This window comes from Microbacterium sp. Marseille-Q6965 (assembly GCF_946151065.1).
GTDB lineage: Bacteria > Actinomycetota > Actinomycetes > Actinomycetales > Microbacteriaceae > Microbacterium.
The window spans coordinates 1,308,353-1,330,952 of the sequence record NZ_CAMGZA010000001.1; the positions used below are offsets into that span (position 1 = coordinate 1,308,353).

At 72.2% G+C, this 22,600-nt stretch carries 23 protein-coding genes; 10 read left to right on the top strand and 13 right to left on the bottom strand.

Going from position 1 to position 22,600, the window contains the following annotated elements; translation table 11 throughout:
• Nucleotides 1-88: 88 nt before the first annotated feature.
• Genes N8N77_RS06205 through N8N77_RS06215 form a run of 3 tightly spaced genes read left to right on the top strand, consistent with a single transcriptional unit; the run spans nt 89 to nt 1,900 of the window.
• Complete coding sequence (locus N8N77_RS06205; protein ID WP_261165467.1) at nt 89-958, top strand: DUF4097 domain-containing protein; 870 nt, start codon at nt 89-91, stop codon at nt 956-958.
• Nucleotides 958-1,557 (top strand): PadR family transcriptional regulator, encoded by a 600-nt coding sequence (locus N8N77_RS06210; protein WP_261165469.1) that lies wholly within the window; start codon nt 958-960, stop codon nt 1,555-1,557. Before N8N77_RS06205 ends, N8N77_RS06210 begins: the two co-directional genes overlap by 1 nt.
• Nucleotide 1,558: 1 nt before the next feature.
• Nucleotides 1,559-1,900 carry a TIGR02611 family protein gene (locus tag N8N77_RS06215; RefSeq protein ID WP_261165471.1) on the top strand — a complete coding sequence of 114 codons (342 nt, stop codon included), beginning with the start codon at nt 1,559-1,561 and terminating at the stop codon, nt 1,898-1,900.
• A gap of 18 nt (nt 1,901-1,918) precedes the next feature.
• Here the strand turns inward: N8N77_RS06215 and N8N77_RS06220 are convergent, their stop codons facing one another.
• Entirely contained in the window at nt 1,919-2,464 is a 546-nt protein-coding gene (locus tag N8N77_RS06220; RefSeq protein WP_261165638.1) for a universal stress protein, read from the bottom strand.
• A gap of 144 nt (nt 2,465-2,608) precedes the next feature.
• Between N8N77_RS06220 and N8N77_RS06225 the strand changes: the two genes are divergently transcribed.
• Nucleotides 2,609-2,800, top strand: a complete 192-nt coding sequence (locus N8N77_RS06225) for a DUF3073 domain-containing protein (RefSeq protein ID WP_261165472.1) — start codon at nt 2,609-2,611, stop codon at nt 2,798-2,800.
• 91 nt (nt 2,801-2,891) lie between these two features.
• Here N8N77_RS06225 and purF read toward each other — a convergent pair whose 3' ends face one another.
• Complete coding sequence (gene purF, locus N8N77_RS06230; protein ID WP_261165473.1) at nt 2,892-4,364, bottom strand: amidophosphoribosyltransferase; 1,473 nt, start codon at nt 4,362-4,364, stop codon at nt 2,892-2,894.
• Between the two features lie 30 nt (nt 4,365-4,394).
• Nucleotides 4,395-5,534, bottom strand: a complete 1,140-nt coding sequence (gene purM / locus N8N77_RS06235; protein ID WP_261165475.1) for a phosphoribosylformylglycinamidine cyclo-ligase — start codon at nt 5,532-5,534, stop codon at nt 4,395-4,397.
• A 93-nt stretch (nt 5,535-5,627) separates the two neighbouring features.
• Between purM and N8N77_RS06240 the strand changes: the two genes are divergently transcribed.
• A complete protein-coding gene (locus tag N8N77_RS06240; RefSeq protein WP_261165476.1) occupies nt 5,628-6,215 on the top strand; it encodes a zinc-binding alcohol dehydrogenase in 588 nt (195 codons plus the stop codon).
• A 3-nt stretch (nt 6,216-6,218) separates the two neighbouring features.
• Here N8N77_RS06240 and N8N77_RS06245 read toward each other — a convergent pair whose 3' ends face one another.
• Together N8N77_RS06245 and N8N77_RS06250 are read right to left on the bottom strand one after the other, a co-directional pair.
• Nucleotides 6,219-6,539 (bottom strand): potassium transporter Trk, encoded by a 321-nt coding sequence (locus N8N77_RS06245; RefSeq protein WP_261165478.1) that lies wholly within the window; start codon nt 6,537-6,539, stop codon nt 6,219-6,221.
• 54 nt (nt 6,540-6,593) lie between these two features.
• Nucleotides 6,594-6,962: a sterol carrier family protein gene (locus N8N77_RS06250; protein WP_261165479.1), complete on the bottom strand. Its 369-nt coding sequence runs from the start codon at nt 6,960-6,962 to the stop codon at nt 6,594-6,596.
• A gap of 59 nt (nt 6,963-7,021) precedes the next feature.
• Between N8N77_RS06250 and purD the strand changes: the two genes are divergently transcribed.
• Nucleotides 7,022-8,287, top strand: coding sequence for a phosphoribosylamine--glycine ligase (gene purD, locus N8N77_RS06255; RefSeq protein WP_261165480.1), 1,266 nt, complete (start codon nt 7,022-7,024; stop codon nt 8,285-8,287).
• Between the two features lie 54 nt (nt 8,288-8,341).
• On the opposite strand, the gene N8N77_RS06260 is transcribed toward purD, so the two are convergent.
• Nucleotides 8,342-9,520: an MFS transporter gene (locus N8N77_RS06260; protein WP_261165481.1), complete on the bottom strand. Its 1,179-nt coding sequence runs from the start codon at nt 9,518-9,520 to the stop codon at nt 8,342-8,344.
• 70 nt (nt 9,521-9,590) lie between these two features.
• On the opposite strand from N8N77_RS06260, the gene N8N77_RS06265 reads away from it, so the two are divergent.
• The 3 genes from N8N77_RS06265 to N8N77_RS06275 all read left to right on the top strand — a co-directional run bounded on the left by N8N77_RS06265 (nt 9,591) and on the right by N8N77_RS06275 (nt 12,005).
• The gene (locus N8N77_RS06265) at nt 9,591-10,154 is read left to right on the top strand and encodes a hypothetical protein (protein WP_261165483.1); all 564 of its coding nucleotides are present in this window, start codon (nt 9,591-9,593) and stop codon (nt 10,152-10,154) included.
• 56 nt (nt 10,155-10,210) lie between these two features.
• Entirely contained in the window at nt 10,211-11,056 is an 846-nt protein-coding gene (locus N8N77_RS06270) for an NAD(P)-dependent oxidoreductase (RefSeq protein WP_261165484.1), read from the top strand.
• A 67-nt stretch (nt 11,057-11,123) separates the two neighbouring features.
• On the top strand, nt 11,124-12,005 hold the full coding sequence (locus N8N77_RS06275; RefSeq protein WP_261165486.1) for a phosphoribosylaminoimidazolesuccinocarboxamide synthase: 882 nt from the start codon (nt 11,124-11,126) through the stop codon (nt 12,003-12,005).
• A 22-nt stretch (nt 12,006-12,027) separates the two neighbouring features.
• Here N8N77_RS06275 and N8N77_RS06280 read toward each other — a convergent pair whose 3' ends face one another.
• The 3 genes from N8N77_RS06280 to N8N77_RS06290 are packed head-to-tail and all read right to left on the bottom strand — an operon-like array spanning nt 12,028 to nt 16,566.
• The gene (locus tag N8N77_RS06280) at nt 12,028-13,647 is read right to left on the bottom strand and encodes a 5-oxoprolinase/urea amidolyase family protein (protein WP_261165487.1); all 1,620 of its coding nucleotides are present in this window, start codon (nt 13,645-13,647) and stop codon (nt 12,028-12,030) included.
• A gap of 11 nt (nt 13,648-13,658) precedes the next feature.
• Entirely contained in the window at nt 13,659-14,417 is a 759-nt protein-coding gene (locus tag N8N77_RS06285; protein ID WP_261165488.1) for a LamB/YcsF family protein, read from the bottom strand.
• Between the two features lie 25 nt (nt 14,418-14,442).
• A complete protein-coding gene (locus tag N8N77_RS06290) occupies nt 14,443-16,566 on the bottom strand; it encodes a BCCT family transporter (protein ID WP_261165490.1) in 2,124 nt (707 codons plus the stop codon).
• Nucleotides 16,567-16,713: 147 nt separating this feature from the next.
• On the opposite strand from N8N77_RS06290, the gene N8N77_RS06295 reads away from it, so the two are divergent.
• A complete protein-coding gene (locus N8N77_RS06295; protein ID WP_261165493.1) occupies nt 16,714-18,066 on the top strand; it encodes a uracil-xanthine permease family protein in 1,353 nt (450 codons plus the stop codon).
• A 133-nt stretch (nt 18,067-18,199) separates the two neighbouring features.
• Here the strand turns inward: N8N77_RS06295 and N8N77_RS06300 are convergent, their stop codons facing one another.
• The 4 genes from N8N77_RS06300 to N8N77_RS06315 are packed head-to-tail and all read right to left on the bottom strand — an operon-like array spanning nt 18,200 to nt 22,599.
• Nucleotides 18,200-19,210: a LacI family DNA-binding transcriptional regulator gene (locus N8N77_RS06300; protein ID WP_261165639.1), complete on the bottom strand. Its 1,011-nt coding sequence runs from the start codon at nt 19,208-19,210 to the stop codon at nt 18,200-18,202.
• A gap of 7 nt (nt 19,211-19,217) precedes the next feature.
• Nucleotides 19,218-20,648 carry a GH1 family beta-glucosidase gene (locus tag N8N77_RS06305; protein WP_261165641.1) on the bottom strand — a complete coding sequence of 477 codons (1,431 nt, stop codon included), beginning with the start codon at nt 20,646-20,648 and terminating at the stop codon, nt 19,218-19,220.
• Nucleotides 20,648-21,556: a carbohydrate ABC transporter permease gene (locus tag N8N77_RS06310; protein WP_261165494.1), complete on the bottom strand. Its 909-nt coding sequence runs from the start codon at nt 21,554-21,556 to the stop codon at nt 20,648-20,650. The genes N8N77_RS06305 and N8N77_RS06310 overlap by 1 nt, the downstream gene beginning before the upstream one ends.
• Complete coding sequence (locus tag N8N77_RS06315; RefSeq protein ID WP_261165495.1) at nt 21,553-22,599, bottom strand: carbohydrate ABC transporter permease; 1,047 nt, start codon at nt 22,597-22,599, stop codon at nt 21,553-21,555. The genes N8N77_RS06310 and N8N77_RS06315 overlap by 4 nt, the downstream gene beginning before the upstream one ends.
• Nucleotide 22,600: the final 1 nt, after the last annotated feature.

The following is a 22,600-nucleotide window of genomic DNA, read 5'->3' on the forward strand; positions in this document are numbered from 1 at the left end:
TCGAGATATATCGTGTTTCACTCTCCGTATCGAGATATATCTCGAGTTCGCCGCCGGACCGTCCGGCCGTCTTGCAGGAGCGAGGACCATGGAGAAATGGCTGATTCACCCGGGTGAGAACCGGGTCATCGACGTCGAGGGCGTGCTGTCCCTCAAGATCGGCCTCGTCGGGGGCCAGATCGATGTGATCGCCCACGACGAGCCCGACGTGCGCGTCGAGGTGCGCGGGGTCACCGTGAAGGACCTGCGGGTCGAGCTCGCCGGCGGGCAGCTGGAGATCGACCACCCGCAGCTGCGCTGGGACAACTTCCTCGAGGTGTTCCGCAACTTCGGCACCGCCGGCCCGCGAGCCGAGATCAGCGTCGCCGCGCCGCGCGATGTCGCCCTCACGCTCGGCGTCGTCAGCGCGACGGCGCTCGTGGCGGGACTGCGCCGCGACGCCTCCGTCAACACGGTGTCGGGCGACGTGCTCGTCGACGGCCACGAGGGCGCGCTGCGCGTGAACGCCGTCTCGGGTGACGTGCAGGTGCGCGGCCTGTCCGGGCCCTTCGATGCGCACACCGTGTCGGGTGACGTCATGGTGTCGGGCGCCGTGACCAAGGCCGACATCGACTCGATGTCGGGCACCGCCTTCGTCGACGCCGAGGGCCCCATCGGCGCCATCTCACTGAACGGCGTCTCGGGCGCCGCCACCTTCCGGCTCGACGCCGAGTACCCCGCGAACTACGTGCTGCGCAGCGCCAGCGGGCGCATCACGGTCGACGGCGTGGCTCGCGGCAGCGGGCTGCCCTCCAGCTACAACGGATCGACCGGCGAGCTCTCCGGCGCTTTCGCCGATGTCCGCGCCAACACCGTGGCCGGCGACATCACCGTGCTGCGCCGCACGACCGCCACGGGCGCCGAGGGCGCCGCGAGCGCCGAGACGCCCCTCACTCCCCCGAGGGACGGTGACCTCTGATGCCCGCCGTCTTCTCCCACGGCGATCTGCGGCTGTATCTGCTGAATCTGCTCAACGAGTCGCCTCGTCACGGCTACGACATCATGCAGGCGCTCGCCGAGCGCACCGGCGGCACCTACACGCCGAGCGCCGGAACGATCTACCCCCGACTCGCGAAGCTCGAGGAGGAGGGACTCGTGACCAAGACGGCGGACGGCCGCAAGACGGTCTACGAGATCACCGAGGCCGGCCGCGCCGAGGTTGCCTCCCGCGCCGACGACATCGCCGGCATCGAGGCCGGGCTGGCCGATTCGGTCCGCCTCATCGCCGACGGCGTGCGCGCGAGCGTGCGGGAGGCGATGAAGAGCCTGCGTGCGGATCTCGCCGCGGCCGCTCACGCGGAGCGCACCTCTCCCCCGCCCGCGGCGGACGACCGGGCGCAGTCGCGCGAGCAGCTGCAACGGGCCGAGGCCGTGATCGCCGACTTCCGCGGTCGGGTGCGCAGCGATCTGCGTGCGCACGTCGCCCGCGGCGGCGACCTCGCGTCGTCGATCGTCGACGACCTCACCAGGGCCCTCGACGATGCCGCGCGGGAGGTCACCCGCGCCCTCAGGGGCTGACGTGACCGGCCCCGAGCGCACGCCCGTTTCCGGCCGGCCACCCTCGGCGGGGGTCGGCCGGGGGCGGGTGCGCGGCTGGATCGAGCGCCACCCGCGCATCCGCCGGGGCTACCGCGCCACGGTGGGCACGGTCGGCGGGATCGTCACCGTGCTCGGCGTGATCCTGCTGCCGCTGCCCGGCCCCGGCGCGCTCGTGCTGCTGGGCGGGCTCGCGATCCTCGGCACCGAGTTCGCGTGGGCGCGGCGCGGGGCGGCCTGGCTCCGCCGGCAGGTGGCCCGGGTCGCCGCGTGGTGGCGGCGACGCCGGGAACGCAGGGCATCGGGCGGCGCCGTCGGCCGCTGACCCGGCGCGGCGCGCCGGTCAGCGCTCCGGGTAGTCCTCGTCGTCGGCCAGCAGCTCGCCCTGCGGGATGACGAGCAGCGGGATCGACTGGCGGTGTGACAGGCGCGCGGCGACCGACCCGGTGAAGAACTCGCGCAGCGACTCGCCGAAGCCGCGCTTGCGCGTGCCGATCACGATGAGCCTCGCGCCGATCTTCGCCGTGAAGTGCTTGATCGCCAGCGCGGGGTCACCCACGAGCTGGCGCGCGGTCCACTCCGCCTTGCCGTCGAGCACCTCCGCCGCGACCGCCTTGACCGCCGCGAACTCCTCCGCGCCGGCATCGACGTTGATGTCGATGGGTGCCGAATGCACGTAGCCGTCCGGGTCCTCGTACGTGACGAAGCGCGTCACATCCACGTGCACGACCACCAGCGGCACGCCCATGAGCGTGGCGTAACGGGCGGCCTCCTTGAGCACGCGGGGGTTCTGATCGGGGATCGCTCCGACGACGACAGCCCCGTGCAGCGCCTTGTCCTCCTCGGGGATGCGGACCTCTCCCGCCGCCTCCGCCTGGTTCTCCGACATCGTCATCGCCCCCTTCAGGGTTGCCCGGCGGCCGGTGCTTCCGACCCTCGTGGTATCCTGAATTCTACTCTTTCCGGCCGTTTTGCCGGTGAACTCGATCACATCGGGGCAGCACCCGCAGCTCAATACGAGGGGGTCTCGCGCATGGGGCGTGGCCGTCAGAAGGCGAAGCACACCAAGCTCGCCCGTGAACTCAAGTCGTATAGCCCTGCCGTGGACTACAACGCGCTGGAGCGCGAACTCGGCAGCCACAACGACGACGACCTGTACGTCGACAAGTGGGCCGACCAGTACGCGGACGAAGACGAGGACGAGTATCAGGCACGACACGCCTGAGGCCGTCACCACACAGCAAGATCGCCGCGGGTCCAGGGCCCGCGGCGATCTTCTTGTGCGTCCATCCCCTCGCCTTTGAGGGCGAAGGCGCTCAGGAGCTCTGCGAGCCCTCGACCCACTCGAGATACTCCTCCGTGACCGTTCCGGTCACGTAACGGCCGTCGAAGCAGCTCATGTCGAGGTCGGCGAACGTCGCCTCGCCCGTCGCGCTCTCGATGATCGCGTCTCGCAGATCCTCGACCTCCTGGTACACGAGGTAGTCGCAGCCGAGCTCCTCGGCGATCTGCGGGATCGTGCGACCGTGGGCCACCAACTCGTGACGCGACGGCATGTTGATGCCGTACACGTGCGGGTGCCGGACGGGCGGGGCCGCCGACGCGAACGTCACGGTCTTCGCCCCCGCCGCGTAGGCCATCTGCACGATCTGCTTGCTCGTCGTGCCGCGCACGATCGAGTCGTCGATGAGCAGCACGTTCTTGCCCTTGAACTCGCTCGACATGGCGTTGAGCTTCTGCCGCACGCTCTTCTTGCGCACCGCCTGGCCGGGCATGATGAACGTCCGGCCCACGTAGCGGTTCTTGTAGAAGCCCTCGCGGTACTCGATTCCGAGCACGCGCGCGACCTCCATCGCGGCGGGCCGGGAGGAGTCCGGGATCGGCATGACCACGTCGATCAGCCCGTCGGGCACGTGCTTGGCGATGGTGGCCGCCAGCTTCTCGCCCATGCGCAGTCGCGACTCGTACACCGAGACGCCGTTCATGATCGAGTCGGGGCGCGCGAGGTAGACGTACTCGAACGAGCACGGCAACAGCGTCGGGTCGTCGGCGCACTGCTTGGCGAACAGCTCGCCGTCGTTGGAGATGAACACGGCCTCACCCGGCTCGACGTCGCGCACCACCTCGTAGTCCGCGTTCTCGAGCACCAGCGACTCGCTCGTGACGACCCACTCGTCGCGCCCGTCCTCGCCGGTGCGACGGCCCAGGATGAGCGGGCGGATGCCGAAGGGGTCGCGGAAGGCGAGCAGGCCGTAGCCGGCGATGATCGAGATCACCGCATAGGCGCCCTCGATGCGGCGGTGCGTGCGCGAGACGGCCTCGAAGATGCGCTCGGGGTCGAGGTCGACGGGGCTGGTCGTGGCCTGCAGCTCGTTGGCGAGCACGTTGAGCAGCAGCTCGGTGTCGCTCGACGAGTTGAGGTGCCGACGGTCGCGCTGGGCCATGTCGGCGGTGAGCTCGCGCGTGTTCGTGAGGTTGCCGTTGTGGATCAGGATGAGCCCGTACGGCGAGTTCACGTAGAAGGGCTGCGCCTCCTCCTCCGCCGACGCCGTTCCCTTCGTGGCGTAGCGCACGTGGCCGAGGCCGACGTTGCCGAGCAGCGAGCGCATGTCGCGGGTGCGGAAGGCCTCGCGCACCTGGCCCGGCTTCTTCTGCAGGTGCATGACACCGTTCGGCTCGGCCGTGGCGATGCCCGTGGCGTCCTGGCCTCGGTGCTGCAGAAGAAGAAGCGCGTCGTAGATGTCCTGGTTGACCGGGGAGCTCCCGACCATTCCGACGATGCCGCACATGGGGTGGTTACTTCGTCCGTTCTCTCGGTATCAGCCAGCGCCGCCGGCATACGCGCCGACCAGGCGCACCGCGCCGCCGTCGACGCCCTTGGCGCCCTGCTCGAAGCCGTCGCCCGGCGGGTCGCCGGCTCCGACGGATCCGACCTGCCAGGCCGGGATGCCGTCCTCGGCCAGCGCCGCCACGGCGGTGTCGACGACGGCCGGATCGACGACGGCGAGGAAGCCGATGCCGAGGTTCCACGTGCCCTCGCTCGACTCGAGCGAGGTGCCGGCGATGTCGCTCAGCACGCGGAAGACGGGGCTCGGGCTCCACGTGGACCGATCGACCTCGGCCCACGTGCCGCGAGGCAGCACGCGCGCGAGATTGGCCGCGATGCCGCCGCCGGTGACATGGCTGAGGCTGTGCACACCCTCGCCGACCTGCGCCAGGAGGCGCAGCAGCGGCGAGGTGTACAGCCGCGTGGGCTCCAGCAGCGCCTCGCCCCACGTCGTGCCGAACTCGGCGGCGTGATCGGCGTAGCCGATGCCGGCCTTCGTGAGGATGTGGCGGACGAGGGAGTAGCCGTTGGAATGCAGGCCGCTCGATCCGAGCGCGAGCACGGCGTCACCGGGGCGCACGCGCTCCGCGCCGAGCACGGCGTCGGCCTCGACCACGCCGGTCGCGGCGCCCGCCACGTCGTAGTCGTCCACGCCGAGCAGGCCCGGGTGCTCCGCGGTCTCGCCGCCGACGAGCGCGGTGCCCGTGGCACGACAGGCCTCGGCGATCCCGCGCACGATGTCGGCGATGCGCTCGGGGAACACCTTGCCGCACGCGATGTAGTCGGTCATGAAGAGCGGACGCGCGCCCACCACGACGATGTCGTCGACGACCATGCCCACGAGGTCCTGCCCGATCGTGTCGTGCTTGTCGATCGCCTGCGCGATCGCGACCTTGGTGCCCACGCCATCGGTGCTCGTGGCCAGCAGCGGACGCCGGTAGCCGCGCAGCGCGCTCGCGTCGAAGAGCCCCGCGAAGCCGCCGACACCGCCGAGCACCTCGGGCCCCTGCGTGGCGCGCACGGACGACTTCATCAGCTCGACGGCGAGGTCGCCGGCTGCCGTGTCGACACCGGCTTCGCTGTAGGTGGAGGTGTGCGCGGACGGGCGCGCGGAAGTGGGATCGGGGGCCACGCGTCAAGACTAGCTTCCGCGCCGGGATGCTGGATGCGAGCGGGCTGGACGCCGACGGCCCGCTCGCTGCACGGCCCTCCCTAGACTGACCGCATGCAGCGGGGAGAGGCGCCCACGTGGCAGGTGACCGAGAGCACCGACCTCGGCGTGCTCATCGCGCTGTACCTGCGCGGCGCCCTCGGCGTGCGCACTCCCGAACAACTGCCGCCGCTGCGCGGTGTGCCCGCCGGCGGGCCCGCCTCCGACGAGCTGGCCGCCCAGTGGCTGCGCTACTGGGAGATGACGGTCGAACCACTCGCCCACCCGGCCGGGGCGCCGCTCGAGCTCGTGCCCGGCTTCGAGACCCACGTGGCCCTGCCCGCCGAGGCGGCGGCCCTGCGGCGGGCGATCGAACCGCTCGCGGCGCCGGCCCTCGCCTACGCCGATGCCGCGCACGAGCGACAGCGGCTGGAGCAGAGGGGGCGCGTGAACGACCTCACCTGGCCGCACGCCGTTCGCACCGAGGAGCGCCGGATCGGCCGCGCGGCGCACCCGTTCGTGCTGAACGTGCAGATCCTGCCGTTCGCGCAGCGCGGCATCTGGCGGCTCGGCGAGCTCACGATCGCCGTGAGCGACGGCCTGCGCGGCGATGTCGCCGCCTTCGGCTCGGCGATCCGGCCGATCGTGGCCGACCTGCTCTGAGGCTTAAACCTCGTCGACGACCTCATGCACCGCGCGCGTCTCGCGCACGCGGCGGCCGACCGTGCGGTCGAGCAGCAGCGCGACCAGCATGCCCACGAGAATGCCTGCCGGCAGGCACCAGAGCAGGATGAACCCGAACGCCTGCGAGGCGGTGTACTCGATCTCCGTGTACCGGCTCGGCTCGCTCGTGCCGTCGAACACCGTCGACAGGATCATCGCGGCCACGATGCCCAGCATCGCGCCGAGTGCGGCGAAGACGCCGTACTTCGGCGCGCGGCGGACGCCGACGATTTCGCCGGATCGCACGGGGGTTTGCGGGGCCATGCGGCTATTCAAACACTCCGTCCCTGAGTGCTGGCGGTGACGTCGGTGGGCGGTTCATGGCCGCAGCGGCAGGAGCGCGGCGATGTCGGCGCGCACCCCCGACGCGGAGATGCGTCCGTCGGCCAGCGCCGCCTCCCAGGGGGTGTCGCCGGTGGCCAGGTCGATCCATGTCGCCGCGTCCATCTCGACGACGTTGGGCGGGGTGCCGCGGGTGTGCCGGGGCCCTTGGATCACCTGGGCGGCACCGAACGGCGGCACCCGCACCTCCACCGACCCGCCCGGCGCCTTCTCCATCAGCAGCTGCAGCAGGTAACGCACCGCCGTCGCCAGGTGCGCCCGCGCCGGCTTCGCGCCCGCATCCCGCGCCGCGTGCACGGCGGCCAGCGCCTCGCGCCCCTCTCCCGTGTCGATCCGCTTCGCCATGACCCCATTCAACATCCGCGCGCGGGCGCGAGCACGGCGCGGCCCGTAGGCTGGTGCGCGTGAAGATCCTCGTCCTCGGCTCCGGCGCCCGCGAGCACGCGATCATCCTGGCCCTGCGCTCGGAGCCCACCGAGCACGAGATCCTCGCCGCCCCCGGCAACGCCGGCATCGCGCGCGACGCCCGCATCGTCGATCTCGACATGCTCGATCCCGCCGCGGTCACGGGTTTCGCGAACGAGGACGCCGTCGACCTCGTCGTCATCGGGCCCGAGGCGCCGCTCGTCGCCGGGGTCGGCGACGCCCTGCGCGAGCGCGGCATCCCGGTGTTCGGCCCCGGGCGGGCCGCGGCCCAGTTGGAGGGCTCGAAGGCGTTCGCGAAGCGGATCATGCAGGCCGCGGGGGTTCCCACGGGACGGGCGGTCCACGCCGCGACAGCGGACGATGTCGCCGCCGCGCTCGACGAGTTCGGCGCGCCCTACGTCGTCAAGGCCGACGGCCTGGCCGCCGGCAAGGGCGTCATCGTCACGGAGGACCGCGCGGCGGCCCTCGCGCACGCGGCGGCCTACCTGCCGACGGGGCCCGTGCTGGTGGAGGAGTTCCTGTCGGGGCCCGAGGTCTCGCTGTTCTTCCTCAGCGACGGCGACACCGTGCGCGCCCTGAGCCCGGCCCAGGACTTCAAGCGCGCGCTCGACGGCGACCAGGGACCGAACACGGGCGGCATGGGCGCGTACTCGCCCCTGCCCTGGCTCGCGGACCGCTTCGGCAGCGAGGCGGCGTTCGTCGCGGAGGTGACCGAGCGCATCGCGCTGCCCGTCATCCGCCAGCTCGACGCGGAGGGCACGCCGTTCGTCGGCCTGCTCTACGCCGGGCTCATCCTCACCGAGCGGGGCGTGAAGGTGATCGAGTTCAACGCCCGCTTCGGCGATCCCGAGACCCAGGTGGTGCTTCCGCGGCTGCGCACCCCGCTGTCGGAGCTGCTGCTCGCCGCCGCGCGCGGCACGCTGGAGGAGACCCCCGCGCCGGCGTTCTCGGACGACACCGCCGTCACGGTGGTGCTGGCCAGCGAGGGCTACCCGGACGCCCCCGTCACGGGTCGCCCGCTGACGGGCCTCGACGAGGCCGCCGCGGTGGAGGGCGTGCATCTCGCCCACGCCGCCACCCGCGCCGAGGGCGACGCCCTGGTGGCCACGGGCGGCCGCGTGCTCAACGTCGTGGCGCTCGCGCCCGACGTCGCCACCGCGCGGGCTCGGGCGTACGACGCCATCGACCGCATTGGGCTCGAGGGGTCGCACCACCGGCGCGACATCGCCGCCGGCGCCGCCTGATTCCGGGCCCCACGCCGTCGCGGCGCGCCGCCCTGCGCCGGGATCCGCGCTGCGTCAGCGCATCGCGGGGCGGTCGGGCAGGGTGGCCGCGGCACCGGCGGCCAGCACCGACATGGCGCCCGCCAGCCCCGCCACCGCCGGCCATCGCCCCGCGTCCCAGGCGGCGCCCAGCAGCAGCGAGCCCGCGGACGATCCGGCGTAGTACCAGAGCGTGTACCAGGCCGAGCCGACGGTCGGTCGCGGCGATACCGCCGGCACCGTCGCCGATGCCGCCGCGTGCAGGACGAAGAAGCCGGCCGCCATCAGGAGCAGACCGGGCACGACGGCGAGGAGGCTGTCGACGAGGGTCACGAGGATCCCGGCCAGCTCCAGCACGACGCCCGCGAGGATGGTCGCGCGCACCCCTATGCGGTCGAGCACCGCGCCCGCGCGGGCCGAGCTGACGGTGCCGGCGATGTAGCCGAGGAAGAGCAGGGACGTGAGGCCCACACCGAGGGAGAAGGGCGGCTCGGCCATGCGGAAGGCGACCGCGTTGTAGACGCCGATGAACGAGGCCATGGCGAGGAACGCGATCGCGTAGAGCCGGGCGCGGAGCGTCCAGCCCCCCACCACCGGGATCCCGCCCGTCACCGCCGGCACCGCGGCTCGGCGACGGCGCGCGAGCGCCACCACTGCCGCGACCCCGGCCGCGCCGCCCAGGACGACGAGCGCGTCGACGACGAGGATGCCCGCGCGCCAGCCCCACGCCTCGGCTGCGACCCCGGCGAGGATGCGCCCGCTCATGCCGCCCACGGTCGTGCCCGAGACGTACGCGGCCGCGACACGCGCGCGGCGGACCCTCGGCACGGCTGCCCCTGTCCAGACGACGGCCGAGACGAGCACGCCGCTCATGAGGAGGCCGGCCAGGAACCGGGCGACGACAAGCACGGTCCACTGCGGCGTGGCCGCGGTCACGACGGTCAGCACCGCCCCGCACGCGAGCGACACCATGAGGACGGGCCCGCGCCCCGCGCGCTCGGCGATCCACGCGGCCGGGAACACCCCGCAGGCGATGCCCAGGGTGGTCATCGAGACGACGAGGTTGGCCTCCAGGGCGCTCCTGCCGAACTCCGCCGCGATCTCGGCCAGCAGCGGCTGCGGCGCGTAGATGGCGGCCATCACGGCCACGCCGATGAGCATCGCCCCGCCCGCGACCCCGCGCCAGCGGTCGTCGTCTGCGCCCGGCCGAGTCATCGTCCTCATCCTCCCACCACGCAGGCGGGTGCCATGATGGAGGCCAGCCGCGAACTCGAGGGGGACGAACGTGACCGACCGCACGACAGGGGCGATGGGCACCGCGCGACTGCGGACCATGCGCACGATCGCGCTGGCCTATCTCGGGGCGATCCCGGTGATGACGATCGCCCTGGTGTTCGTCGCGCCGTCGTCCGACCCGTGGGGCATGCCCGACCTGCCGGGACTCATCGCGCCCGCCGTGGTCGGCGTCGCCGCCTGGGCGGGGATCATCACGGTCGGGTTCCGCGTGCCGCCGCTCCCGGCCTCGAACGTGCGCGTGCGGGACGACGCGGGCGTCGCCGCGTACCAGTCGACGATGTTCGTGCGAATGGCGTTCGCGACGCTGCCGGCGCTCGTCTCAGTTGCGCTGCTGTTCTCGCTGCCCGGCGCCACGATGATCACGTATGCGATCGGCGGGGCGATCTCGCTCGTGCTGCTCGCCGTCTACGTGTACCCGAACCGCTTCAACGCGCACCTCGTCGAGCGTCGCCTCGACGGCGCCGGCGCCCGCTCCGGGCTCGTCGAGGCGCTCGGTCTGGGCGACGGCCCCGCAACGCCCACCGACTACACCGGCAGCGCGACCTTCCACTGACGCCGGGAGCCGCGCGGTCTCTGTCCGCGGGCGGCCCGCCGTGGCATGGTTGCTCCATGCGCATCGCTCTCACGGGGTCGTCAGGCAAGCTCGGGACCGTCGTCGCGCGGCAGCTGCGCGCGCACGGGCACGATGTCATCGGCCTCGACCTTTCCGGCCGGCGAGGCAAGGGCTTCGTGCAGACGGACCTCACCGACTACGGCCAGGTCGTCGATGCCCTGCAGGCGGTCGGCGACCAGCACGACGGCGTCGACGCCCTCGTGCACCTCGCCGCCATCCCCGCTCCCGGCATTCGTCCCGACGTGGCCACGTTCCACAACAACATCGCGAGCACGTTCAACGCCTTCTGGGCCGCCACCCGCCTCGGCATCCGACGAATCGTCTACGCCTCGAGCGAGACGGTGCTCGGCCTGCCCTTCGACGCGCCGCCGCCGTACGTGCCGGTCGACGAGGACTATCCCGCCCGCCCGGAATCGGTGTACTCGCTCGTGAAGCACCTCGAGGAGCAGCTCGCGATCGAGCTGGCGCGATGGCACCCCGACCTGTCGATCACAGCACTGCGGTTCTCGAACGTCATGACGCCCGAGGACTATGCGGAGTTCCCCTCCTTCGACGCGGACGCCCGGCTACGCAAGTGGAATCTCTGGGGCTACATCGACGCCCGCGACGGCGCCCAGGCGATCGAGAAGGCCCTCGACGCCGCGCGCCCGGGGTTCGACCGCTTCATCATCGCGGCGGCCGACACCGTCATGACGCGCCCCAACACCGAGCTTCTCGACGAGGTCTTCCCGGACGTGCCCCGCAAGCGGGAGTTCGGCGAGAACGAGACGCTCCTGTCGATCGAGAAGGCGCGTCGCGTGCTCGGCTATGAGCCGCGCCATTCCTGGCGCGACCACGTCTGACCGCCCCCTGTCCGCGTGGCGGTCCGCCGAGCATCACGGGCCCTTCCGCGACCGCGATAATGGTCCGATGAGCGAGGCGCGCGAGATCCCCGGCTGGACGCACGTGTACTCCGGGAAGGTGCGCGATCTGTACCGACCCGCGGACGGAGCCGACGACCGCATGCTCGTGGTCGCCTCCGACCGGGTCAGCGCCTTCGACCACGTGCTGTCCCCCGGCATCCCCGGCAAGGGCGCGCTGCTGACCGAGCTGAGCCTGTGGTGGTTCGAGCAGCTGGCGGGGGCCGACGGCGGCGACCCGATCGCGAACCACCTGACCGGCCAGGCGGTCCCCGACGAGGTCGCCGGCCGCGCCATGATCGTCCGCTCCCTGGAGATGCTGCCGATCGAGTGCGTGGTGCGCGGCTACCTCACCGGATCGGGGTGGCTGGAGTACCGCGACAGCGGCACGGTGTGCGGCATTGCGCTGCCACCGGGGCTGCAGGACGGCGACCGCCTTCCCGAGCCGATCTACACGCCCGCGTACAAGGCCCCGCTCGGCGAGCACGACGAGAACATCTCGTTCGAGCGCAGTGTGGAGCTCGTCGGCCCCGAGCGCGCAGCGCAGCTGCGCGCCGCCTCGCTGTCGATCTACGCCCGCGCCGCCGCCTCCGCCGAATCGCGTGGGCTCATCCTCGCGGACACGAAGTTCGAGTTCGGTGTGGGCGACGACGGCGTGCTGCGGCTGGCCGACGAGGTGCTCACGAGTGACTCGTCGCGCTACTGGGATCTCGCTGCCTGGCGGAGCGGAACGACGCCGAAGGAGCGGATGGCCAGCTTCGACAAGCAGATCGTGCGCGACTGGCTCAGCGCGAACTGGGACCGCCAGGGCACGCCGCCCGAGCTGCCCGCGGAGATCATCGACCGCACCGTCGCCCGGTACCGCGAGCTCCTGGAGCGCATGACGGCCTGACCCGCCGGGGCAGGCAACGCCGTCAGGGAACGCGGCGAAAGCGGATGCGACCCCCCGGCGGCACCTGCGCCGCACGGTCGAGATCCCGTTCCGGGACCACCCCGGCGACCGGGTACCCGCCCGTGAGAGGGTGATCCGCGGTGAACAGCACCGGCTGACCGCTCGCCGGCACCTGCAGCGCCCCCGCCGGAGTGGCCTCGCTCGGCAGCTCGCCGGGGATCGCCCGCTCCAGCGGCGAGCCCGCGAGCCGCAGGCCCACCCGGTTGCTCTGCGGCGTCACCTCCCACGGCTGCGCGAACAGCGCCGCGCGGGCGGCCTCGGTGAACCAGTCGTCGCGGGGACCCGCCGCGAGCGCCACGACGATCTCCTCCCCGGAGGCCGGTGGCGGCGCCGGAGGCACGGCGTCCGCCAGCACGGCCGACGCGCTCGCACGACCGACGGGCAGCACCTCTCCGGGGCGCAGCGGGTCGGGCCCGAGCGCGGCGAGCACGTCGCGCGACGCCGATCCGAGCACCCCAGCGACGCCGAGCCCGCCGCGCACCGCGACGTACGCGTACACACCCGCCGTGGCCACCCCGAGCTCCAGCTCATCCCCGTCGGCAAGGGCGAAGGCCGCCTCGCACGGAGCGACGCGCGGCACGCCGGACCGGGAGCGGATGGCGAGCGGGACGAGGGCCCCGGTCACCGCCGCGACGAGCTCGCCCCGCGCCCGCAGCACGAGCCCTCCCACCGCCACCTCCACGCCGGCGGCCCCGACCGGGTTCCCCACGAGACGGTTGGCGCGGCGCAGCGCCGCGCGGTCCATCGCCCCCGACGCCGACACGCCCAGTGCGGCGTGGCCCGGCCGGCCGAGGTCCTGCACCAGCGACTGCGGCCCGGCCTCGACGATCTCCACGCCGGCCCCCGTGCGCGAGCCCGACGCCCCCACCGTCGCGGCGGGGACGACCGCACCTCCCGCGGCGCCGGCGTCCGGTGCTGACGGCGAGGACACGCGGTCGTGCGTGACCCCGAGGCCCGGTGCCGCCAGGGTCTCCCGGCGGGCCTCGAACCGCACGCGCATGCCGGGCTGCAGCAGCGCAGGAGGATCGCGCCGCAGATCCCACATGCTCTCGAGCGCCCGGCCGAGCAGCTGCCAGCCGCCGGGACTGGATCGCGGGTAGACGCCCGTGAACTCCCCCGCCACCGCCACCGAGCCGGCCGGGATCGCGGTGCGCGGCACATCGCGCCGCGGCACGTGCAGGCGCGGGTCCAGGCCCGCCAGGTACGCGAACCCCGGCGCGAAGCCCGCGAATGCCACGGTGTAGGTGGCCGACACGTGCCGGGCGACGACCTCGTCGACCCCCAGCCCCGTCAGGCTCGCCACCTGGGCGAGATCCTCGCCGTCGTACACGACGGGAAGGGACACGAGCCGCCCCTCCGCGACCATGACGGCGGCCGCCTGCCTCGACCGGATGGCCGCCGTCACCTCGGGCGGGGTCGTCGCGAACGGCGAGAATCGCGCGTACACCGTGCGCGCGGCCGGGATCAGCTCGTGCACGCCCGGCACGGGATCGGCCTCCAGCGCGCGCAGCAGCGCGATGGCGCGGTCGAGGTCCTCGACCTCGACGAGCACCCCGTCGACGCCCGCCCGCAGAAACCGCATCGCGCCGGCCGTCAGACGAAGGGGCGCATCGCGACGCCGGCGGACTGCAGCGCCTCGCGCACGGCGCCCGCCATGGCCACGGCGCCGGGCGAGTCGCCATGGACGCAGATCGACTCGGCCGTTACCGGCACGATCGTGCCATCGATCGCCTCGATCTCGCCCGCCTCGACCAGCCGCACCATCCGGTCCGCGACGCGCGCGGCGTCGTGGATCACCGCCCCCGGCTCACGGCGCGGAAGAAGCGACCCGTCGCGTGTATAGGCCCGATCGGCGAAGGCCTCCGGAACCACACGCAGGCCCGCCGTGCGCGCCCGCTCCGCGAACGGCGAGCCCGCGAGCGCCACGACCGGCAGGGACGGGTCAAACGCGCCGATCGCGTCGATCACGGCTCCCGCATGGGGGTGCCCCGCCGCGATGGTGTTGTAGAGCGCGCCGTGCGGCTTGACGTAACGCACCTCCGCCCCGACCGCGCGAGCGAGGCCCGCCAGGGCGCCGAGCTGATACAGCACGTCGGCGTACAGCTCCCGCGGCGTCGCGTCGACGTATCGCCGGCCGAAACCCGCCAGGTCGCGGTACGCCGGGTGGGCCCCGATCGAGACCCCGCGCCGGTGGGCGCCCTCGACGGTGGCGAGGATGCCCCCCGGGTCGCCGGCGTGGAACCCGCAGGCGATGTTCGCGCTCGTGACGACGTCGAGCATCGCCGCGTCGTCGCCCAGCGACCACCGCCCGAACCCCTCGCCGAGGTCGGCGTTGAGATCGATCGCCGTCACGGCCCCGCCCCCTCGCGACGGCGCATCAGTCGGTCCGCCGGTCCGGATCGACGCTCTCCTCGCCGTCGGCATCCGGGCCGGCGTGCCCCGTCCCGTCGTGGTGGCGTCGGCGGCGCGGGCGGTCCTCGCCCACCGTGAGCGACGCGTCACCCGATGCGGTGTGGCGCGGGTCGCCCGGCCCGGGCTTCTGCACCCGCCCGGGCTCGAGCGTGCGCGCCACGTCCGTCGCCGTCACCGCGTGCCGCCGCTCCTCGTGCTCCGGGATCACGTCCACCTGCTCGGTGGCGGTGTCCCACCACTCGGTCAGCGCCGGGTCGTCCGTATCGATGTTCGCCCCCGCACCCTCCTCCGCGGGCACCTCGGTGGCCCCGAACACGAAGTCGTCACCGTGCTCCTCGAGCCCGCGCCGCACGCCCTGCGCGATGGCCGCGCGCGCGAACCGCCGCCGCAGCATGTACGGGTCGTTGCGCACCTCGCTCGCCCAGGCGACGATGACCGCCAGCACGATCACGGCGAAGGGCAGCGCCGTGACGACCATGATCGCCTGCAGCCCGTCGAGCGCATTCGTGCCGCCCGCCAGCAGCAGCACCAGCGCGCTGACGGCCAGCAGCAGGCCCCACACCACCGTCACCCACGTGCTGGGCTCCGGCTTGCCGCGCTGCGTCATGGAGCCCATCACGATCGACGCGGAGTCGGCCGAGGTGACGAAGAACAGCACGATCGAGATCATCGCGAGCACGTTCAGCACCGGAGCGATCGGGATCTGCACACCCCCGATCACGAAATCCGACTGCAGCGCCGAGAACAGCGCGTACAGCACCGCCTGCGAGCCACCGTCCTCGTACGCGGTGAGCAGGTCGCCGCCCGTCTGCTCGTCGTAGTACATCGACGAGCCGCCGAGGATGCCGAACCAGGCGACGCACACGGCCGACGGCACGAGGATCACCACCGTGACGAACTCGCGCAGCGTGCGCCCCCGCGAGATCTTCGCGATGAACATGCCGACGAACGGCGTCCACGAGATCCACCACGCCCAGTAGTAGTTCGTCCACGTGTCCATGAACGCCGCTGCCTCCTCGCCCTGCGCGGCGTTGCGCGAGAGCATCGTGAACAGCTCCGCGAAGAACGCCGGCACGCTGGCGGGGATGATGTTCAGCAGGAACACGACGGGTCCCGCGACGAAGACGATGAACGCCACCACCCCGGCGAGCGCCATGTTGATGTTCGACAGCAGGCGGATGCCCTTCTTCAGGCCGGAGACGGCCGAGACGACGAACCCGGCGGTGAGGATCGTCACGATGATGATCAGACCCGCGTTGCCCACGTCGCCGATGCCCGAGACCACCTCGACGCCCTCGGCCACCTGCAGCGCGCCGATCCCGAGCGTCACCGCCGTGCCGAAGAGCGTGACGAGGATCGCGAAGATGTCGATGACCGATCCGATCCATCCCTCGGTCTTCTCGCGGAAGATCGGGTACAGGATGGCGGAGATGAGCGGCGGCCGGCCGCGCCGGTAGGCGGCGTAGGCGATCGCCCCACCCACCAGCGCGTAGAAGCCCCACGCCATCGGTCCCCAGTGCAGCGTCGCCTGCGCGAGCGAGGCCATCATCGCCTCACGCGTGCCCGGCTGCACACCCCACGTCGAGCCGTCCTCGTTGACGCCGCCCAGGCCAGGCGGCACGTTGTGGAAGTAGTCGAGCGGCTCCGACGGCCCCCAGAACAGCAGGCCGATGCCCATGCCGGCCGAGAACAGCATCGCCACCCACGCGACGGTCGAGAACTCGGGCTCCTCGTCGTCGGCGCCCAGGCGCACGCCGCCCGTGCGGCCGTAGCCGAGCACGAACATGAACACGAGCGTGAGGATCGCCAGCAGCGAGAACAGCCAGCCGAACCCGTCGGTGACCCAGGCGAGCGCGGCCTGACCCACGCCGAGGATGTTCTCCGGCGCGATGATGCCCCACACCACCACGGCCGAGACCGCCACACCAGCGACGCCCAGCACCACCCAGTTGGTCGAGAACTGGCGAGGGGTGTCCTCGACCCCGATCCCCGGGATCAGCGCGGGGTGGGTGAACTCCTTCAGCACGCGCCTCACGGGCTCGGTCCGGGTGCTCCCCGTGCGCGGCTTCGTCCTGCTCGATTCGCTCATGCGACTCCGTCCGGTGATTCCTCGAAGGAAAACGCTAGCGACCCGCCCCGCCGACCGCGAGGCGGCCGGCCGTTCCGCCGGGACGGCGCTGTGCCACTACGGTGTGTCGAGGCGGAACCCGCCGCCCCCTCGACCCGAAGGACCCGTATGGCCATCTGGAAGCTGCACGGCGACGGACGCACGGTGAAACCCGGCGCCGTCGTCGCCCCCGAGGAGCGCCTGAGCTGGGGCGCCACGATCGCGATGGGCCTCCAGCACGTCGTCGCGATGTTCGGCGCCACGTTCCTCGTGCCGACCCTGACCGGCTTCCCCGTCTCGACGACCCTGCTGTTCAGCGGTCTCGGCACGCTGCTGTTCCTCATCGTCACGCGCAACCGCCTGCCCAGCTACCTCGGCTCGTCGTTCGCGTTCATCGCGCCCCTGCAGGCCGCCATCGCGACGAACGGCATGGGCTCCGCCCTCGCCGGCATCGTCTCGGTGGGTGTGCTGCTGGCCCTCATCGGCTTCGTGGTCAACGTCGTCGGGGTCGGCTGGATCGATAAGGCCATGCCGCCGGTCCTGGCGGGCACGATCGTCGCGCTCATCGGCTTCAACCTGGCACCCGCCGCGTGGGGCAGTGTGCAGGGCGGCCCGGACGGCGCCATCGTCACCCTCGCGGCGATCATCCTCTTCGCGGTGCTGTTCAAGGGCTTCCTGGGCCGCATCTCGATCTTCCTCGGGGTGCTCGTCGGCTACCTCTACGAGGTCGCCACCGGCCACTTCACGACGCCCAACGACGCGGGCGTGACGCCCGCCGACGTGATCGGCGAGGCCGCCTGGTTCGGACCGCCGCAGTTCGCCTTCCCCGACTTCGCCTCGCCCGGCACATGGGCGCTGCTGCCGATGTTCCTGCCCGTCGTCCTCGTGCTCGTCGCCGAGAACGTGGGGCACGTGCGCGGCGTCGCGACCATGACCTCTCCGCGGGCCAACCGCGAGACCGGCCGCGCGCTCATCGGAGACGGCGCGGCCACGGCCCTGGCGGGCGTGTTCGGCGGCTCCGGCACCACGACCTACGGCGAGAACATCGGCGTCATGGCCGCCACGCGCGTGTACTCGACGGCGGTGTACTGGATCGCGGGACTCACGGCGATCCTGCTCGCGTTCTCGCCGAAGATCGGCGCCGTGTTCAACTCGATCCCCCCGGGGGTGCTCGGCGGCGCGACCACCGCACTGTACGGCCTCATCGGCATCATCGGTGTGAAGATCTGGGTCGACAACGGCTCGGACTTCTCGCGCCCGGTGAACCAGTACACGGCGGGCGTGGCGCTCGTCGTCGCGATCGCGCAGTACACGATGCAGTGGGGCGACTTCCGCCTCGAGGGCATCGCGCTGGGCACGATCGCCGCGTTCGCGATCTACCATCTCGGCAACCTCATCGCCCGCGCGACGAAGAACGGCGCGGACGACGGCGGCCCGATCCCCGCGGTGGGTCAGCTGGGCGGCGACCCCCAGCAGGACTGACGGCGGTGACGCCGGGTCGGGGGCCGATCGGTCCCCGACCCGACGGTCTCGGCGAGGCGGATCCCGGGCCTGCGGTCGCGGCGCCGGCGTGGCGGACGCCGCCCCTCCGCCACCCGCTCGCGGGCGCCCGCGATCAGGCGCTGTCGCGCTGGACGAGCTCCGTCGGGAGGATCGTCACGCGCGGCGGGGTCTGACCTGCCAGGCGCGCGAGCAGCACGTCGACCATCGTCCACCCCTGCAGGCGGGAGGGCTGGCGCACCGTGGTGAGTGCGGGCACGATGCTCGTCGCGAGCGGAGAATCGTCGAAGCCGACGATCGCCACGTCGTCGGGAAGCACACGGCCGGCATCGCGCAGCGCCGACACGACTCCGCGTGCCATGAGGTCGCTCGCCACGAAGAGCGCATCGAACCGCTCCCCTCGCTCGAGCAGGCCGCGGGCGGCCGCCGCCCCGCCGTCGAGGGTGAAGGCGCCGTCGACGACGGGGCCCGGCTCGAGCCCCGCGGCGGCGAGCGCCGCCCGGTAGCCCTCCAGGCGGTCGATCGCCGCCGGCATGTCGAGCGGGCCGGTCACCGTGCCGATCCGGCGGCGACCGGAGCGGATCAGGTGCTCCACCGCGATGCGCGCGCCCGCGACGTTGTCCACATCCACCCAGTGATAGGCGTCGCGGTCCCGGATCGGCCGGCCGCCGAAGACCACCGGCACGGCTTCCGCGATGCGCTCGATGTACGTGTCGCTCGTGTGGTGCGACACGACGATCGCCCCGTCGACGTTGCCGCCACGCAGGTAGCTCGTCGTCTTGTCGCCCGGGTCGTCCGAGGCGATGAAGAGGTTCAGCACGTGATCGGACTGCGACATCCGCTCGCTGATGCCCGTCACGACGGCCGCGAAGAAGGGATCGCCGAAGAAGCGCGTCGTGTCCTCCGGCACGACGAGCGCGATGGCGTGGGTCTGGCGCGACGCGAGCGAGCGGGCGGCCCGGTTGGGCACGTAGTTGAGCTCGGAGATGGCACGGCGCACGGCCTCGAGGGCGTCGGGGCTCACGCGGGAGCCCCCGTTGACGACCCTCGAGACCGTGGAGCGGGACACGCCGGCGCGCGCCGCGACCTGCTCGATCGTCACGGCGTCGCCATCCGGCCGCTGCATCACGCTCTCAGTATGCCTTCGCGGGAATATCGACGGCGCGCTCCGCGGCGATCCGCGCGTACTCCCGCCCGCTGCGCTTGACGGTGCGCTCCTGCGTCTCGTAGTCGACGCGCACGATGCCGAAACGCTTGGCGTAGCCCCACGCCCACTCGTAGTTGTCGAACAGCGACCAGTAGAAGTACCCCCGCACGTCCACGCCGCGCTCGATGGCGTCGAGCACCGCCGACACGTGCGCGCGGACGAACTCCGTGCGCTCGGGGTCGTCCACCGCGCCGTCCACGACGACGTCGTCGTACGAGGCACCGTTCTCGGTGACGTACAGCGGCAGCCCCGGCAGGTCGCCCGCCACGCGCTCGAGCAGGCGCGTGAGGCCCTCCGGCTGCACCTCCCATCCCATGTTCGTGCGCGGCAGGTCGCGGTCGTGCCAGTGGATGCCCTCGTGCGACGGGTAGGGCAGACGGATCGCCCGATCGGTCGGCGCCTCGCCCGGCGGGGCGGGAACCGCGGCCGGGCGGCCCGACACGTACTCGCCGTGGTAGTAGTTCACGCCCAGGAAGTCGAGCGGCCGCGAGATGGTGCCGAGGTCGCCCGGTCGGACCGCCGCCTCGAACGCGGCGACCGCGTCGGCATCGACCGCCCGGATGTCCTCGACGATGTCCTGCGGGTACTCCCCCAGGCGCAGCGTGTCCAGGAACCAGCGGTTGAACTGCCCGTCGATGCGACGAGCGGCGTCGAGATCCGCCGGGTCCTGCGGGTCCACAGGGTCGGCGACCGTGAGGTTCAGCGTGATGCCGAGCTTCAGCTGCGGATCGCGGGCCCGCAGCTCTTCCCCGGCGCGCCCGTGGGCCAGGAGCAGGTGGTGCGAGGCGAGGAGACCGTCGCGCACGCTCTGCCGCCCGGGGGCGTGCGCGCCGGCCGTGTAGGACAGGAACGACGAGCACCAGGGCTCGTTGAGCGTCGTCCACGTGTCCACGCGGTCGCCGAGCGCCTCGTGCATCGTCGCGGCGTACTCGACGAAGCGGTCGACGGTGTCGCGGGCCGTCCAGCCGCCGCGGTCCTCGAGCGCCTGGGGCAGGTCCCAGTGGTACAGGGTGGGCCACGGCCGGATGCCCGCCTCGAGCAGCTCGTCCACGAGGCGGCTGTAGAAGTCCACGCCGCGCGGGTTGACCGCGCCGCCGTCGGGGCGCACGCGCGCCCACGAGATCGAGAAGCGGTAGCTCTGCAGGCCGAGCTCCTTCATGAGCGCCACGTCGTCGCGGTATCGGTGGTAGTGATCGCACGCCACGTCGCCGTTGTCGGCATTGATCACCGCCCCCGGCACGCGGCTGAAGGCGTCCCAGATCGAGGCGGTGCGGCCGTCCTCGAACGCCGCCCCCTCCACCTGGTACGCCGCCGTAGCGGCTCCGAAGAGGAAGTCCTCGGGGAAAGAGCGCATCATCATCCCTTCACGGCGCCCGCCATGATGCCGCTGACCAGCTGCCGCCCGGCCACCAGGAACAGCAGCAGGAGCGGCAGCGTGGCGAGCACCACGCCGGCGAGCACGATCGAATAGTCCACGAAGTAGTTCGACTGCAGCAGCGACAGCGCCACCGGCAGGGTGGGGTTCTGGCGGTCCAGGACGATGAACGGCCAGAAGAAGTTGTTCCACGCCGTCACGAACGTGAACAGGAACAGCATCGCCGCCGCCGGTCGCGCGGCCGTGACGCCGACTGTCCAGAAGGTACGGATCATGGAGGCGCCGTCCACGCGCGCGGCCTCGATGAGCTCATCGGGCACGGCCTGCCGCAGGTACTGCGTCATCCAGAACACGCCGAACGCGCTCGTGAGGGCCGGCACGATGATGGCGCCGATCTGGCCGGTCCAGCCGATCTCGCTGAACAGCACGTACAGCGGCACCACGCCCAGCTGCTGGGGCACCGCCATCGTCGCCACGACGAACGCGAGCAGCGCCGGCCCGCCGCGGAAGCGCAGCTTCGCGAAGGCCCACCCGGCCAGCGTCGAGAAGATCACCACGCTCACGGCGATGACGGTCGAGCTCCACACGCTGTTCCACAGCGCGAGCCAGAAGTTCACCGCAGGGTCGTTCATGACCGACGCGGCGTTGGCGAAGAAGTTACCCCCGGGCAGCCACGAGCGGCTCGGGTCGCGCAGGGTCGAGGCGTCGCCCGATCCGATGAGGAACGAGAAGTACAGCGGGAAGACGCTGGCGACGAGCACGACGGCCAGGCCGGCGTACACCCAGAATCCGGGACGCGCGCCGCGGATCCGCACCGTGCGGCCGCGCCGGCCGAGGGGCGTGATGACGGCGGCCGTCGCCTCGCCGCCGGCGATCTGCTGTGCGGTCATCGCGTTGCCTCCTTCCGCTGGGCGCGTCGTTGCGCGCGCCGCTCGGCGCGCGTGAGCACCGGGCCTCTGCCGCCCTCGTCGCGCACGAGCGCTCTCGTGACGAGCAGGTTGACCAGCCCGACCGCCAGGATGATGAGGAAGAGCAGCCACGCCATCGCGGCGGCGCGGCCGAAGTTCCACTCGCCCCAACCGATGTCGTAGAGGTAGAGCGTGATCGTCAGCCACTGCGAGGCGGCGCCGCCGCGGCCGAACTGGTCGAACATCCGCGGCTCGTCGAAGATCTGCAGCCCGCCGATGGTCGAGGTGATGATCACGAAGATGAGCGTGGGCCGCAGTGAGGGCAGCGTGACGCTCCAGAACTGTCGGAACGGCCCGGCGCCGTCCACGGTGGCGGCCTCGTAATAGTCGCGCGGGATCGCCTGCATCGCCGCCAGCAGGATGAGGGCGTTGTAGCCCGTCCAGCGATAGTTCACCATCGTCGCGATCGCGACATGGCTCCAGAAGGGGTCGACGTGCCACGGGATGGGTCCGATCCCCACCATCCCCAGCCAGGCGTTGACCTGCCCGGAGTTGTCGGCGAAGAGGGCGTTGAAGATGAGACCGACGGCGACGGGCGCCACGACGTAGGGCAGCAGCACGCTCATGCGCCAGAACGTGCGCGCGCGGATGTGCCGGTCGAGCATCGCCGCGATGAACGTGGCGAGGATCAGCTGCGGCACGCTCGAGAGCAGGAAGATGCTGAACGTGTTGCCCAGCGCCACCCAGAACTTCGGCTGCTGCAGGATCCACGCGTACTGCGCGAACCCGACCCACTCGCCGGAGCGGCGGATCTGATCCCAGTCCATGAACGAGATGACGGCGGTGTAGAGGATCGGGAACAGCCCGACGACGGCGAAGACGATGAAGAACGGCGAGATGTAGAGGTACGGCGACAGCCGCACGTCCCATCGGCTCAGCCGCTGCGAGAAGGAGAGGACGCGGACGGGGCGCCCGGGGGTGGGGACCCCGGGCGCCGCGTCGCGTTCCGCGATCGTGGCGGTCATG